The 15284-nt window shown below is 61.8% G+C and carries 14 protein-coding genes; 8 read left to right on the plus strand and 6 right to left on the minus strand.

Going from position 1 to position 15284, the window contains the following annotated elements:
* The first annotated feature begins 203 nt into the window (after positions 1-203).
* Positions 204-1049 carry a class I SAM-dependent methyltransferase gene (locus AC2ETI_RS26230; RefSeq protein WP_007728737.1) on the plus strand — a complete coding sequence of 282 codons (846 nt, stop codon included), beginning with the start codon at positions 204-206 and terminating at the stop codon, positions 1047-1049.
* 3 nt (positions 1050-1052) lie between these two features.
* Here AC2ETI_RS26230 and AC2ETI_RS26235 read toward each other — a convergent pair whose 3' ends face one another.
* From AC2ETI_RS26235 to AC2ETI_RS26250, 4 genes are all read right to left on the minus strand, one after another.
* Positions 1053-1814: an amino acid ABC transporter ATP-binding protein gene (locus AC2ETI_RS26235; protein WP_019748634.1), complete on the minus strand. Its 762-nt coding sequence runs from the start codon at positions 1812-1814 to the stop codon at positions 1053-1055.
* Positions 1811-2767: an amino acid ABC transporter permease gene (locus AC2ETI_RS26240; RefSeq protein WP_483634626.1), complete on the minus strand. Its 957-nt coding sequence runs from the start codon at positions 2765-2767 to the stop codon at positions 1811-1813. Before AC2ETI_RS26240 ends, AC2ETI_RS26235 begins: the two co-directional genes overlap by 4 nt.
* Entirely contained in the window at positions 2767-3639 is an 873-nt protein-coding gene (locus AC2ETI_RS26245) for an ABC transporter substrate-binding protein (RefSeq protein WP_024487476.1), read from the minus strand. The genes AC2ETI_RS26240 and AC2ETI_RS26245 overlap by 1 nt, the downstream gene beginning before the upstream one ends.
* Before the next feature lie 206 nt (positions 3640-3845).
* Positions 3846-4943, minus strand: a complete 1098-nt coding sequence (locus tag AC2ETI_RS26250; protein ID WP_060939360.1) for an isocitrate/isopropylmalate dehydrogenase family protein — start codon at positions 4941-4943, stop codon at positions 3846-3848.
* On the opposite strand from AC2ETI_RS26250, the gene AC2ETI_RS26255 reads away from it, so the two are divergent.
* Positions 4909-5484, plus strand: coding sequence for a 2'-5' RNA ligase family protein (locus AC2ETI_RS26255; RefSeq protein WP_483634627.1), 576 nt, complete (start codon positions 4909-4911; stop codon positions 5482-5484). The two genes, AC2ETI_RS26250 and AC2ETI_RS26255, sit on opposite strands and share 35 nt — an antisense overlap.
* Here the strand turns inward: AC2ETI_RS26255 and AC2ETI_RS26260 are convergent.
* Positions 5429-6358: a DMT family transporter gene (locus AC2ETI_RS26260; protein WP_060939345.1), complete on the minus strand. Its 930-nt coding sequence runs from the start codon at positions 6356-6358 to the stop codon at positions 5429-5431. The genes AC2ETI_RS26255 and AC2ETI_RS26260 overlap by 56 nt on opposite strands.
* A 213-nt stretch (positions 6359-6571) precedes the next feature.
* On the opposite strand from AC2ETI_RS26260, the gene AC2ETI_RS26265 reads away from it, so the two are divergent.
* Together AC2ETI_RS26265 and trxA are read left to right on the plus strand one after the other, a co-directional pair.
* Positions 6572-7567 (plus strand): helix-turn-helix domain-containing protein, encoded by a 996-nt coding sequence (locus AC2ETI_RS26265; RefSeq protein WP_483634628.1) that lies wholly within the window; start codon positions 6572-6574, stop codon positions 7565-7567.
* 74 nt (positions 7568-7641) lie between these two features.
* Positions 7642-8013 carry a thioredoxin gene (gene trxA / locus AC2ETI_RS26270; protein ID WP_003944106.1) on the plus strand — a complete coding sequence of 124 codons (372 nt, stop codon included), beginning with the start codon at positions 7642-7644 and terminating at the stop codon, positions 8011-8013.
* A gap of 74 nt (positions 8014-8087) precedes the next feature.
* Here trxA and polA read toward each other — a convergent pair whose 3' ends face one another.
* A complete protein-coding gene (polA, locus tag AC2ETI_RS26275) occupies positions 8088-10835 on the minus strand; it encodes a DNA polymerase I (RefSeq protein ID WP_019748643.1) in 2748 nt (915 codons plus the stop codon).
* A 303-nt stretch (positions 10836-11138) separates the two neighbouring features.
* On the opposite strand from polA, the gene AC2ETI_RS26280 reads away from it, so the two are divergent.
* From AC2ETI_RS26280 to AC2ETI_RS26295, 4 genes are read left to right on the plus strand one after another with little or no spacing between them, the layout of a single operon-like run.
* Positions 11139-12449, plus strand: coding sequence for a branched-chain amino acid ABC transporter permease (locus tag AC2ETI_RS26280; RefSeq protein ID WP_037120375.1), 1311 nt, complete (start codon positions 11139-11141; stop codon positions 12447-12449).
* Between the two features lie 5 nt (positions 12450-12454).
* Entirely contained in the window at positions 12455-13444 is a 990-nt protein-coding gene (locus AC2ETI_RS26285) for a branched-chain amino acid ABC transporter permease (RefSeq protein WP_003944088.1), read from the plus strand.
* Complete coding sequence (locus AC2ETI_RS26290; RefSeq protein ID WP_029255470.1) at positions 13437-14465, plus strand: ABC transporter ATP-binding protein; 1029 nt, start codon at positions 13437-13439, stop codon at positions 14463-14465. The genes AC2ETI_RS26285 and AC2ETI_RS26290 overlap by 8 nt, the downstream gene beginning before the upstream one ends.
* The gene (locus AC2ETI_RS26295; RefSeq protein ID WP_007728720.1) at positions 14462-15268 is read left to right on the plus strand and encodes an ABC transporter ATP-binding protein; all 807 of its coding nucleotides are present in this window, start codon (positions 14462-14464) and stop codon (positions 15266-15268) included. Before AC2ETI_RS26290 ends, AC2ETI_RS26295 begins: the two co-directional genes overlap by 4 nt.
* The last annotated feature ends 16 nt before the right edge of the window (positions 15269-15284 follow it).

A 15284-nucleotide genomic window follows, 5' to 3' on the forward strand; every position in this document is an offset into this window, starting at 1 on the left:
AACCGAATACCGGATCACATCCCACACCACGGAAGCGCACCGCGAGCTCCCTCGGTCCAACTGATTCCGAGACCTTGGTAAAGATCCCGTATAGACAATCAGTCGGATGACAGACACTCGCGTGAGTAAGACTACGCGTCGGCTATCTTGCCGGGCAAACCCGGGTACCCTGCGCCCGCATCGCCCGTTCTACTGTGTTGTTCATGTCTGACGAGCGCCATGCCGCCGCCAATTCCATTCTCGGCACCAGCGGTGTCGGCCGGGTCCGTGTCGATTCCAGTGCCAGCGACCGTGCCAGCCGTGCGTGGTGGGACGCCGACGCCGACGATTACCACCGAACCCACGGCGAGTTTCTGGGCGTGAACAGCGCGGAAGGTGAATTCGTCTGGTGCCCCGAAGGGCTGCACGAGGGCGATCACCACTTACTCGGCGACATAGTCGACAAAGACATATTGGAAGTGGGTTGCGGCTCGGCGCCGTGTGCCCGATGGCTCGCCGGACACGGTGCTCGGGCCGTCGGTCTCGACATCTCGATGGGGATGCTCGCCCGCGGGCAGGACGCGATGAATGCCGGCGGACCGGCAGTCCCGTTGATTCAGGCAAGTGCGGAACTCCTGCCATTTGCCGACGAGAGTTTCGACATCGTCTGTTCTGCGTTCGGCGCCGTCCCGTTCGTTGCCGATTCGCAGCGAGTGATGAACGAAGTCGCCCGGGTTCTGCGTCCCGGCGGATCGTGGGTCTTTGCCGTCAACCATCCGATCCGATGGATCTTCCCCGACGATCCCGGGCCGAAGGGCTTGACCGCGACCCTCCCCTACTTCGACCGCACCCCGTATGTCGAGGTCGATGACAACGGAGTCCCCACCTACGTCGAGCATCACCGCACCATCGGCGACCGGGTTCGTGAGATCGTCGCGGCCGGACTTCAGGTGCGCGACATCATCGAGCCCGAATGGCCGGAGTGGTTGGACCGCGAATGGGGACAGTGGAGTCCCCTGCGCGGCCAACTCTTTCCGGGCACTGCAATTTTCAGCGCCGTCAAACCCTGACGGCTACAGCAGCTTCGACAGGAACGCCTTGGTCCGATCGTGCTGCGGATTGGCCAGGAGTTCCCGGGGCTCGCCTGCCTCGACCACAACTCCCCCGTCCATGAACACCAACTGATCTGCGACCTCGCGGGCGAAACCCATCTCGTGGGTGACGACCACCATCGTCATGCCTTCTTTGGCCAATTGCTTCATCACAGTGAGAACTTCACCGACGAGTTCGGGGTCGAGCGCGGACGTCGGCTCGTCGAACAGCATGAGCTTCGGGTCCATCGCGAGAGCGCGGGCGATGGCAACTCTTTGCTGCTGACCACCCGACAACTGGGCCGGGTAGGCGTTGGCTTTGGCGCTCAACCCGACCTGATCGAGGAGGTCCTTCGCTCGTTCGACAGCCTTCTTCTTACTGACGCGCTTCACCTGCGTCGGCGCTTCGATGATGTTCTCGAGAGCGGTGCGGTGCGGGAACAGGTTGAAGTGCTGAAACACCATCCCGATGTCGCGGCGTTGTTTGGCCGCTGCTCGCGGGTGGAGTTCGTACAGTTTGCCGTTCTTCTCCGAGTAACCCACCAGGTCGCCGTCGACGTACAGTCGGCCGGCGTTGACCTGCTCGAGGTGATTGATGCAGCGCAAGAACGTCGACTTGCCCGACCCGGACGGACCGACCAGGCAGAGGACCTGGCCAGGGTCGATTTCGAGCGAAATCCCTTTCAGAACCTCCAGTGCGCCGAAGTTCTTACAAACTCGGTCTGCTTTCACCATGGGTGTCATTTGCGTTCTCCTCCGGGGGTATCCGGAAGCGTTTCCACTACCGTAGCTTTTCCTTGCGCGTCGGCCAGTGCCTGAAGCTGGCGTGTGGTCAGTGCTCGGGTTGCGCCCTTCGAATAGTGACGCTCGACGTAGTACTGCCCGATCATGAGCAGACTCGTGATCGCGAGGTACCACGTTGCCGCCACCATCAACAGGGGAATCGGCTCGAAGTTGGCGCCCGAGATATCGCGCGCTCGACCGTACAACTCGAAGCTGTAAGGGACCGCCGTCACGAGCGAGGTGGTCTTGAGCATGCTGATGACTTCGTTACCGGTCGGCGGAATGATGACGCGCATCGCCTGCGGTAGTACGGTTCGGCGCATCGTCTGACTCCACGTCATACCCAATGCAACAGATGCTTCGGTCTGGCCCTCGTTGACCGAACTCACGCCGGCACGGACGATCTCGGCCATGTATGCAGCCTCGTTCAGTGCCAAACCGATCACCGCAAACAGAAACGCTGCCTGCAAGTCCTGGAGATTGATGTGCGCAAACTGATCTACGAAGGGAATACCGAGATCGATGCTCTTGTAGATCGACGGGAACAGGCCCCAGAAGACCAACTGCACGTAGACAGGGGTTCCTCGAAAGATCCACAGATAGCCCCAGGCCGCGGCGCGAAGCACCGGGTTGGGAGAAAGTCGCATGACTGCCAAAATCACACCGAGGACGATCGCGATCACCATTGCCAGCACCGTCAGCTGGATCGTTGTCCACGCACCAGCGGAGATCCGTTTGTCGAACAGATACTGACCGTAAGTCCCCCATGCAAAGGCTTCGTTGGTCGCCGCGCCGTAAACGAACAGTCCGAAGAGGACCACGACGACGACCGCGGCAATCCAACGACCAGGTCTGCGTAGTGGAATCGCCTTGATCGGCACCGGATCGCCGGTCTCAGTTGTTGTCATGTTCATCAGCTTTCCGCGCCGTTGATCTTGGATACTTCGATGACGCCGGCCTCGACACTCCAGGTCTGCGCGATCTGTTGATAGACGCCGTTGTCGATCAGGTACTGCATTGCCTGCTGCAGGGCGGGCCCAAGGGCGGAACCCTTCACGATCGGCCAGCCGTACGGCGCCGAATCAAACGGTTCTCCCGCAGCTTCCATCCGGCCCTTGCTCCGTTTGATCGCATAGCCGGTCACTGGCGAATCAGCGGACAGCGCGTCGACTCGACCGAGGATGAGCGCGTTGGCCGCGTCGTCCTGGCTGTCGTACTTGATCTTGTCGATCGGGGGCTTGCCCTCGGCCACGCATGCCTCGCTCTTGGCAGGCACCTCGTCGATGTCCTCGGTGGTCGTGGTCTGCACCGCCACCCGAAGCCCGCATGCGTTGTTCGGATCGACTGGCTTGTCCGGCCGTTGCGCCCACTGGATCCCTGCGCTGTAGTACGTGACGAAGTCGACCGTCTTCTCGCGTTCCTTGGAGTCGGTGAACGAAGACATGCCGAGGTCGTAGCTTCCCGACTGGATAGCGGGGATGATCTTGTCGAAGTCGGCTTGGTTGAAGACAGCTTCGACACCGAGCACGGCGGCAACGGCATTCATCAGGTCGACGTCGAAACCGACGATGTTGCCGTCCGCGTCCTTGAATTCGTTTGGCGCGTACGGAATGTTGACGCCGACCTGCAGCTTGCCCGAATCCGTGACCTTGGACGGCAGAAGAGCGGCGATCTCGGGCACCTTCTGGACATCAAGTGGCGGCCCTTCCGGAACGAGACCCTCGTTGTTGGTGACACATCCGCCGCACAGTGCGACGATCAAGCCCACCAACAGGACTCGCACCACGTTGGTGCGGATACGCCCGCCACTGCTCGAGCCATAACCCACGCCACGTGGCCTTGGTGCCCGTGCGTTTTCATCGACCACGACTCTGCTCTCCACTCGTCGATCGCCGCACTTGCAACGTCCATCCGAAATTCAGTCGAACGGTAGGTTACGGCAGGAGTTCCACCGTCGCCGACTTCGCAAGATTCCGGCCTGTCGTACAAGAATCAGCGACGCAGAGTGTGTGCGTACACGACTTCGGAAAATTCGCTGGTCGATGCCAAACCGCCGAGGTCGGCGGTCGCGATACCCGACGCGATGGTCGTACGAACCGCGTCTGAAATGCGGCGTGCCGCCGCAGACAACAACCGATCTCCGCGCGCATCACCGAGCCAGTCGAGCATCATCGCACTCGAGAGGAACAGTGCCGTCGGGTTCGCCCGGTTCTTCCCGGCAATGTCGGGTGCTGCACCGTGCGCAGCCTGAGCCATGACCTGCGTCTCGGAAGCGTTGATCGACGGCGCGGTTCCGAGTGAACCGGACAGCTCGCCCGCCAGATCCGACAAAATGTCGCCGAACATGTTTTCGGTCACCACGACGTCGAAGTCTCCGCCGCGTCGAACGAGGTGCGCCGCCATCGCGTCGACGTGCTCGTCGTCGACGACTACGTGGGGGTACTCCGCGGCGACGGTTCGGCAGGCGTCGCGGAAGAGGCCGGTGGTCAGTGTCAGGACGTTGGCCTTGTGGACGATCGTGACGTGATTGCGCCGACGCGACGCCAACGCGAAGGCAGTGCGTGCGATCCGTTCGCATGCAGCGCGGGTGAACACACCGACGGCCAGGGCGATGTCTGGCGTCGGCATGAATTCGCCGCTGCCGACTGCCATGTTCCGATCCGCGTACAACCCCTCGGTGTTCTCGCGGACGATCACCAGATCCATGTCGGGGACCATCGCCTTGACGCCGGGGAACGCTGCTGCCGGTCGGATGTTCGCGAACAACTCGAACTTTTTCCGGATGACGCCGCCGGGGGTGAGTTGTCCGCGAAACCTCTCGGGATACGACGCGCTGTCATGGGGTCCGAGGATCCAGCCTTGCAGCTGCCCCAACCCATCGATGGTTTCGTCGGGAATTGGCGTGCCGTGAGTGTCGATGGCCGTACTCCCGAGCGGAAGCTCGACCCACTCGACGGGCGGAGCGTGAACCGATGACAGCGCCGCATCCACGATCTGCCGTGTCGCCGGGACGATTTCGTGGCCGATTCCGTCGCCGTGCATGAGTCCCAGCCGCATGGCCGGAGTACCGATTGCGCTCGCACCTGTCATCAGGCAATCATTGCTCACCATGGTCCAGTCGGTGGAATTGCTCCTCGATCCGGTGAGTGAGTCGGCAGTGCGAGCACAATGGCAGCTACTCGCCGACGCCGGATTACCGAGTCAGGCCTCTCATCACAGCCCGTCCAACCGTCCGCACATCACGCTGTTCGTCGCCCGTGAGATCCCCGCGGAGATCGACGAACTGTTGGTGCGGCGCTTCTCGGCCCCGGACTTCGAGGTCCGACTGGGTGGCTACGTCGTGTTCGGCGGCAAGCAGATGGTCTTGGCGCGCTCGGTTGTTCCTTCGCGTGCACTCCTTCACCTGCACCGAGAAATAGGCGAGTCAACGGTTGGCTCGACGGCACTTCCCGCCCACGTCGAGCCCGGCGCGTGGACGCCTCACGTGACGCTCGCCCGACGCGTCGAACCTGCACGTCTGGGTGAAGCCATCGCCCTGCTCGGCACCGACGTGATTCACGGGCGCAGCGGCGGGATCAGGCGCTGGGACGGCGAACAGAAGACGGAATGGTTACTGACACCGCCGGTGTGACAGAGCGGGTTGCACGTCGGGTCACCAGGATTCCCGCGATCACCGCCAGCGCACCAACCGGCTGATTCCAGCCAACGCTTTCGTCCAAGACTATTGCGCCGAGAGCGACGCCCACCACTGGACTGAGATAAGTGACGGTGGACGCCGCAGTCGGCCCCCACCCCTGAACGACGTTGGTGTTCCAGATAAATGCGAGCCCGGTCCCCAGTGCGCCCAGAGCGATCATCGACAGGACAACTGCCGGCGTGAGGTGCATCGGCGTGTTTGCGACGACCGGAGAGGCCAGAACCATCACGAAAGCACCGATACTGATTTGCACAAGCGCGACCGTACGAGTGTCGACGCCGAGAGGAAGCACGAAACGCCTGAGGTAGACAAACGAAATCCCGTACGACGCAGTCGCTCCCAGGCAAGCCACCTGCGCACTGAGGGTTCCGCCGACGCCGAGATTCCACGGCGCCAACACGATCAGCACTCCACCGAATCCGAGAAGCAACCCCAGCGACTTGTATCGCGTCAGCGTCTCCCCCGGCAGAAAGGCAAGGGAGACAGCCATAGTCATCAGTGGCGTGGTGGCGTTGTAGATGCTCGCGAGTCCCGAGGACATGTCCTGCTCCGCCCAACTGAACAGCAGCCACGGAACGATGCATTGCGTCGCTGCGAGAAAAGCCAGGTGCTTCCAAACACGAAATTCCCTCGGTAGGCCGATCCGGCTGACCGCTGACACGAGAACCAGCGCGAGCGCACCGAAGACCAAGCGCCACAGAACTACCTGCGTGAAGGACAGACCTTCGAGCCCGATCTTCATGAAGAGGAAACTGGCTCCCCACACCACCGCAGCTGCGGTGTATTGAAAGGCCAGACTTGCCCTCAAAGGGTGAAGTCTCCGTGCGGACTGACGTCGTGACGAGTGTCGGGCGTTCGGCCGGCAAGAGCTAGTACGTTCAGGACCAGTAGGACCAAGAGGCTGACGACGATGATTGCCATGTGTCCAGCCTGACGGAATGTCCCACGTGGCAGTAGTGGCAGAAAAGCCAGACTTGGACGATTTTCTGCCACTTTCCCGTTTTTCTGTCACACTCGAAAGATGCTCGCGAAAGTGGTGGTCCCACTGATGCCGATGACCGAGGCGTTCGAACTCGGCGTGGCATGTGAAGTCTTCGGCTTCGACCGATCCGACGGCGGCCTCCCCACGTACGACTTCTCGCTGATCGCCGCAGTTCCGGGCCCGATCCGAACGCGGTTCGGTTACAACATCGATGTTCCGTACAACCTCGATTCTCTCGACGACGCCGACCTCATCGTCGTTTCCGCCGGCGGAACCTACGACGCCGGCGACGCGTACATGTGCTCACCGAGTCCCGACTCGAGTGTCGATCCCCTGCTGGTCAAACTCAACGAGGCCGTAGCCCGGGGCGCCAAGGTGGCAAGCCTGTGCACCGGAGCGTTTGTCCTGGGCGCGGCTGGACTACTGGACGGAAGGCGATGCACGACGCATTGGCGGCACGCAGAGAGGCTTGCCCAGACGTATCCGGAAGCCAAGGTCGATCCGGACGTGTTGTACGTGGACGAAGATCCGGTGTTCACCAGCGCAGGCACCGCGGCAGGAATCGATCTGTGCCTGCACATCGTGCGAAAGGAACAGGGTTCTCGTGTCGCCAACGGCATCGCGAGAAGGATGGTGGTGCCACCCCACCGTGACGGTGGGCAGGCCCAGTACGTCGCCACTCCCCTCACCTCGACGCCGAGTGCAACCCTTGCCCCACTCCTCGACTGGATGACGGAGAATCTCGCCCTCGACCTCACTGTCGGAATGGTCGCGGCCCGAGCGAACATGTCCGCTCGCACATTTGCCCGCCGTTTCCAAGCGGAAACGGGAACGACTCCCGCCCGCTGGCTCAGCGATCAGCGAGTACTGGCCGCCCAGCAACTCCTGGAGAATTCGGACCTCTCCGTCGATGTCATCGCGGAACGCGTTGGTTTCGGCGGCGGCGCCGTGCTTCGCCAGCACTTCATCCGGCTTCGCTGCACCACGCCCCAGGCCTACCGCCGGACGTTTCGGGCGACCGAGAACGCAAGCTGAAATCGGCTCAGGGAAGAATCAGCGGTTCCGGGGCGTTGCACACACCAACAGCCCGCACAATGGAAAGGACCCCTGTGGCCACCCAGACACTCACCCAGCAGAACTTCGACGAAACGATCAACGGCAGCGACGTCGTCCTCGTGGACTTCTGGGCCTCCTGGTGCGGCCCGTGCCGCCAGTTCGCGCCGACGTTCGAAGCCTCTTCGGAGAAGCACGCCGACGTCGTTCACGCCAAGGTCGACACCGAGGCCGAGCAGGGAATCGCAGCGGCCGCGAACATCCGCTCCATCCCCACGATCATGGCCTTCCGCGAAGGCGTACTCGTGTTCAACCAGGCCGGCGCTCTTCCCGCCGCTCAACTCGAAGAGCTCGTCACTCAGGTCAAGGCACTCGACATGGACGAGGTCCGCAAGCAGATCGCAGAGCAGACCGCTTCAGCTGAATAGCGAAAAGAGCGCGCTCCGAATCGAATTCGATTCGGAGCGCGCTCTTTTCGTAGCCAGACTGTCTTGACGCCGACTCAGTGAGCCGCGCTGTCCCAGCTTCGACCGGTTCCCACCGAAACATCCAGGGGTACCGACAACTCGATGGCTGTGGCCATCTTGTCCTTGACCAGTGCGGTGACTTCCTCCAACTCGGAGGCGACCACTTCGAGCACCAATTCGTCGTGCACCTGCAACAGCATGCGCGACTTCAATCCGGCTTCGGCGAGAGCCTTCTGAACATTGATCATCGCGACCTTGATGATGTCGGCTGCGGTGCCCTGGATCGGCGCATTCAGGGCAGCACGTTCGGCCACCTCACGACGCTGACGGTTGTCGCTGTTGAGGTCCGGCAGGTAGCGACGACGGCCGTAGAGCGTCGAGGTGTAGCCGTCCTTACGTGCCTGCTCGACCACCGCGTGGAGGTAATCCCGCACGCCGCCGAAACGAGCGAAGTACGCATCCATCTGCTGCTTCGCTTCTTCGGTCGAAATCTTCAGCTGCGACGCCAATCCGTAGGCACTGAGCCCGTAGGCCAGACCGTAGGACATCGCCTTGACCCGGCGACGCAGTTCAGGAGTGACCTCTTCGATCGGAACTCCGAATGCGCGCGAGCCGACAAAGCTGTGCAGGTCCTCACCGGTGTTGAATGCCTCGATCAGTCCCTCGTCGCCTGACACGTGCGCCATGATGCGCATTTCGATCTGGCTGTAGTCGGCAGTGAGCAGAACGTCGAACCCTTGCCCGACTACGAATCCGTCGCGAATCTCGCGCCCCGCGTCGTTTCGCACCGGGATGTTCTGCAAGTTCGGATCGGTCGACGACAGACGCCCGGTCGCGGCAACCGTCTGGTTGAACGTCGTGTGGATGCGACCGTCTTCGGCCACGGCCTTGAGAAGACCGTCGACGGTCACCTTCATGCGCGTCGCATCACGGTGCGCGAGAAGGTGTTCGAGGAACGGGTGTCCTGTCTTGTCGAACAGACCCTGCAACGCCTCGGCGTCGGTGGTGTAGCCCGTCTTCGTCTTCTTCGTCTTGGGCATGTCGAGTTCTTCGAACAAGACCACCTGCAGCTGCTTCGGCGAACCCAGGTTGATCTGCTTGTCGATCACCTCGTACGCGGAGTTTGCGGCGTCGGCGACCTGGGAGGCGAAACGGCTCTGAAGATCGTGCAGATGCGCGCTGTCGACGGCGATGCCGGTGGCCTCGATCTGAGCGAGCTCGATCGTCAACGGCAGTTCCATGTCGGAGAGGAGCGACTTGGACTCGATCGACTCCAACTCGGTGTCCAGTGCAGCTGCCAAGTCGAGAACGGCCTGAGCGCTGAGCATCGCGGTCTCGGCTGCTTCGGCATCGAGCTGTTCGGTGTCGTCGAGCAGTGAAAGCTGTTCCTGGCCGGATGTTTCGGCGCGCAGTTCACGCTTGAGGTAGCGAAGCGAGAGATCGTCGAGATTGAAGCTGCGCTGGCCCGGCCGGACGAGGTATGCGGCCAGAGCAGTGTCGCTGGTCAGTCCACCGAGCGTCCAACCACGCCCACGCAGAGCGTGGATCGCCCACTTGGCTTCGTGCAGCGCCTTCGGCTGCGATGCGTCGGCGAGCCAATCACCGAGAGCTGCTTCGTCTTCCGGTGTTGCCGTCGACGCCGCGATGTATGCACATTCACCGTCGGAGGCCGCGATCGCGAGTGCAGTGACGTCGCCGGCAAACGGAGTTCTGGTTCCGAGCACTGTGACGCCGTGACGCTCACCGGTTCGCGCGTGGGCATCGAGCCACGCGGCAACCGCACCCGGGGCGAGTGCATCGCCGCTGACCTCGAACCCTTCCTCTGCTTCGGGCTCGGACGACGACAGGGTCGCGAACAGTCGATCGCGGAGAACCTTGAACTCGAGATCGTCGAACAACGCATGAATCTTCTCGCGGTCCCACGGGGCCAAGACCAACTGCTCGGGCGTGTACGGCAACGGAACGTCGCGAACCATCTCGGTGAGCTGACGATTGAGCAGGACGTTTGCGAGGTTCTCTCGTAGTGAGTCGCCCACCTTGCCGCGGACCTTGTCCACGTTGTCTACCAGTCCCTGCAGGTCACCGTACTCACGGATCCACTTGGTAGCGGTTTTCTCGCCGACGCCGGGGATACCGGGGAGGTTGTCACTCGGGTCGCCGCGCAGGGCAGCAAAATCCGGATACTGCGACGGAGTGAGGCTGTACTTCTCCTCGACGGCCGTCGGCGTGAATCGGGTGAGCTCCGAGACACCCTTCTTCGGGTAGAGCACAGTGACGTTGTCGGTCACCAGCTGCAGCGAGTCGCGGTCGCCGGTCACGACGAGAACCCGGTATCCGAGTGCCTCCGCCTGCGTGGTCAACGTGGCAATCACGTCGTCGGCCTCGAAACCTTCCTCGGCCATGACCGGGATGCCCAGCGCGCCGAGAACGTCCTTGGTGATGTCGATCTGGCCCTTGAATTCGTCCGGAGCCTTCGCGCGCTGCGCCTTGTATTCGGGGAACAGGTCGGCGCGAAACGTCTGACGCGACACGTCGAAAGCCGCGGCCAAGTGGGTGGGCTGCTCGTCACGAAGAAGGTTGATCAACATCGACGTGAAGCCGTACACCGCGTTGGTGGCCTGCCCACTGTGTGTCTTGAAGTTCTCTGCAGGCAGCGCATAGAAGGCGCGAAATGCCAACGAATGCCCGTCGAGAAGCATCAGAAGAGGGCGATCGTCCGCCTTGCCGGTGGTGCCGGCTGAAGCGGTGGACGTGCTGGACCGAGTTGTGGTTGCGGGGCTCACGGTTCATCAGTCTAGGGATCGCGACCGACATCGACGCCTTCGCCGTTGTTTACGCAGGAACAAACATAAGAATCGGACAATTGATGCAGCCTTCGGCCTTCGATACGGAACCGAAACATCCCGGAAATCTCAGAACCCCATCTGAAGCGAACGGAGCCGTTAGAGTCCGGAAATCGCAGCAACGAAACAATCCCTGTGCTGCGCGGCACCTTTGTCCAGACGCGCTATTCCCGACCCGCTCGGAGGACGTACGTGGCCCCACCCGTAGTGAAACGGCAGACCCTCGCGACACTCAGCCGACTACTGGCCTTTGCATTACTGACGTTCTTCGCATTACTCAGCCTGGCCGGAACTGCTTCGGCTCAGGAACCGACCACTTCCCCTACACCGCCGACCCCGACAGCATCCGCAACACCGACAGCACCGGTTCCCGACAACGCTGTCCCCGTCAGCGGCAATCTCAACAACGGCGGCACACGCCTCGAGGGCGTCACCGTCCGTGCGCTCGATTCTTCCGGTACGGAAGTCGCCACCGGAGAATCGGCATCGAACGGCCGTTGGGAACTGGCCGTGGCACCGGGCACCTACACCTTCGAGATCGTTGCCGACACACTTCCCGACGGGGTCAGTGTGCAAGCCGCTGTCGAACGCGAGGTGGTGGCCGGCCGCGCGAACACCGTGATCTTCTCGTTCGGCGAGGTACGTACCGCCTCGAATGTCAGCTTCGGCGAGAAGCTGATCCGCACGACGGTCGACGGTCTGCGGTTCGGCCTCGTGATCGCGATCGCCGGTGTGGGTTTGAGCCTGATCTACGGCACCACTGGCCTGACCAACTTCGCTCACGGCGAGATGGTGACGTTAGGAGCCGTTGCTGCCTGGGTGATCAACACGTCCTTCGGCGTTCCGCTGATTCCCGCCACGATCCTCGCGATCTTCGTCGGCATCGGCATCGGCCTGCTGACCAACGGAATCGTCTGGAAACCACTGCGTAAGCGCAAGACCGGGTTGATCGCGCAATTGGTGGTTTCGATCGGTCTCGCGATTTCATTGCGCTACTTGATCCTGATCTTCTTCTCCGACCGCGCCGAACCGTTCGACGACTACCAGGGCCAGGTCGAGAAGAACTGGGGCCCGATCGCACTGACCGACGCCAACGCGATAGTCATGATCGTCAGTCTGGTCGTCCTGGTCGGCGTCGCACTGCTTCTGCAGAAGACTCGCATCGGAAAGGCCATGCGTGCCGTCTCCGACAATCGTGACCTCGCCGCTTCGTCCGGTATCAACGTCGAGCGCGTGATCATGTTCGTCTGGGGGCTCGGCGGCGGATTGGCCGCCCTCGGCGGTGTGCTGTTCGGTATCTCCGAACTCGGCGGACGCGTCCAGTGGGAAATGGGCTTCAAACTGTTGCTGCTCATGTTCGCCGGAATCACCCTCGGTGGTCTGGGAACCGCGTACGGGGCGCTACTCGGCTGCGTCATCGTGGGACTTCTGGTCCAACTCTCGACGCTCATCATCAACCCCGATCTCAAATACATCGGCGGACTTCTCGTCTTGATCGTGATCCTCGTGGTTCGCCCCCAGGGCATCCTCGGATCCAGACAAAGGATCGGGTGACGAACATGGACATCATGGGAGCTTTCCAGGTTTCCTTCGCCCAGTTGATCGGGCCGTCGGCAATCTTCTACGCACTGCTGGCAATCGGGCTGAACCTGCACTTCGGCTACGCCGGACTGCTCAACTTCGGTCAGATCGGTTTTGCCCTCCTCGGCGGCTACGGCGTCGGCATCATGACCGTGACCTACGACCAGCCGTTGTGGCTCGGCATCCTCGTCGGACTCACCGCAGCCGGGCTCCTCGCGCTCGTGCTCGGTATCCCGACGCTGCGTCTGCGCGCCGACTATCTCGCCATCGTGACCATCGCCGCTTCGGAGATCCTGCGTCTGATCTTCCGCTCGACCGCGTCGGATTCGGTGACCGGTTCCACCAATGGCCTGTTCGGTTTCGCAGACCCGTTCACCGCACTGAGCCCCTTCGACTCGGCCAAGCAGTACTCATTTCTCGGCGTGAAGTTCTACGGAGACGACCTCTGGTCGATGGTCGTGGGGTGGACGCTGGTCTTGATCTTGTGCGGATTTGTCTACTTGTTGACGCACAGTCCGTGGGGGCGCGTCCTCAAGGCGGTTCGCGAAGACGAGGACGCAGCGCGATCGTTGGGCAAGAACGTCTTCGTGTACAAGATGCAGGCGCTGGTTCTCGGCGGCGTGATCGGTGGTCTGGCCGGTGTGTTCAACGCTTTGCAGACCAAGTCCATCAACCCGGACTTCTACTCGACCGCGCAGACGTTCTTCGCGTTCGGCGCACTGATTCTGGGCGGGGCGGCAACGGTATTCGGCCCGGTGGTCGGCGCAATGTTGTTCTGGTTCCTCCTCGCCATACCTGATGCCTTGCTGCGTCAGGCGATCTCCGGCGAAAATCCGCTGCTTTCACTCACGGAACAGCAAGTCGGGGCCACTAGGTATGTCCTGCTCGGATTGATGATTGCTCTCCTGATGGTCTTCAGACCGCAGGGAATACTGGGTAACAAGCGGGAGGTGCAACTCAATGCTTGACGCCGATACCAGAGCACAGATCTTTGCCGACGTTCCTCACCTTCCCGGATCGGCGAAACCCGACCCGGTGTTGGTCGCTGACAACGTCTCGCGGACGTTCGGCGGTCTCAAGGCCGTCGACGTCGATCACCTCGAGATTCAACGAGGGTGCATCACGGGTCTGATCGGTCCAAACGGTGCCGGAAAAACGACGCTCTTCAACCTTCTTACCGGTTTCGACCGGCCGGACACCGGTACGTGGTCGATGGACGGTCAATCGCTGGGCCGCATGTATCCCCACCAGGTAGCCAGGAAGGGAGTGGTACGGACGTTCCAGTTGACCAAGGCGCTCTCCAAACTCACCGTGCTGGACAACGTACGACTCGGCGCCACCGGCCAACGAGGTGAACGCATTTTTGCATCCCTCGTTCCGTGGATCTGGAAAGGGCAGGAACGCGAGATCACCGAACGCGCCAACGAACTCCTCGCACGATTCAAACTCGACACCAAGGCAGACGACCTCGCCGGTTCACTCTCCGGTGGGCAGCGCAAATTGCTCGAAATGGCTCGCGCACTCATGACCTCGCCCTCGGTGGTGATGCTCGACGAACCGATGGCGGGGGTCAATCCTGCTCTGACGCAAAGCCTGCTCGGACACATCAAATCATTGCGCGACGACGGAATGACGGTCGTGTTCGTCGAGCACGACATGGACGTGATCCGAGATATCAGCGATTGGGTGGTGGTCATGGCGCAGGGCAGCGTCATCGCCGAATCCACCCCGGACGAACTCTCGTCCAACACAGCCGTCGTCGACGCATATCTGGGCAGCCACCATGACCAGGCCCTCGAGTTCGACGACAACGGAAATCCGGTGGGCGAGACGGCCGTTCTGGCCGCCGCCCTGGCTGAAGCCGAGGTCGAAACCCTCGAGTCGGGCGGGGACCTGTCGGAACCCGACGTCGACAACCTTCCGGCCGATCTCGCCGCGACGCTGGAATCGAGTCCCGAGGAACCGCGCGGAAGGCACGAGAAGCCATGAGCGAGAACCACGCACGTTCACTCACGCCTGCAGAGTTCGCCGCGACGGCCGAGGAGCATCAGCGACTGTCGGCAGGTGCCCTGCTCCGCGCCGACAGCCTCGTCGCGGGCTACATTCCCGGCGTCAACATCCTGCGTGAATGCAACTTCTTCCTGAAGGAAGGGGAAATCGTCGGGATCATCGGACCGAACGGCGCAGGCAAATCGACACTCCTGAAATCACTGTTCGGACTGATACCGGTACGCGAAGGGTCGGTCACCCTACGCGAGGACAACATCACGTCTGCGCCCGCTCACGTCCTCGTTCAGAAGGGAGTCGGGTACGTCCCTCAGACACAGAACGTCTTTCAGACTCTGACCATCGAAGAAAACCTCGAAATGGGCATTTATCTGCGTCCCAAGGCATTCGCGGAACGATTCGCCTTCGTGAGTGAACTGTTCCCTCTTCTGAGTGAACGGCGAAAGGTGAAGGCCGGCGCACTCTCCGGCGGCGAACGCCAGATGGTCGCGATGGGCCGGGCCCTGATGATGGATCCGTCGGTGCTGCTGCTCGACGAACCGTCTGCGGGCCTGTCCCCCATGTTCCAGGACGAGGTGTTCATCCGCTGCAAGAAGATCAATGCTGCGGGTGTCTCGGTCATCATGGTCGAGCAGAACGCGCGCCGCTGCCTTCAGATCTGCGACCGCGGCTACGTACTCGATCAGGGTAAGAACGCGTACACCGACACCGGCGCCAATCTGATGAACGACCCCAAGGTGATCGAGTTGTACTTGGGAACGCTCGCCGGAAGCAAAGAGAAGTAGGACAGACACGAGAATG

It is taken from the genome of Rhodococcus sp. MurmanLake-1 (genome assembly GCF_056945715.1).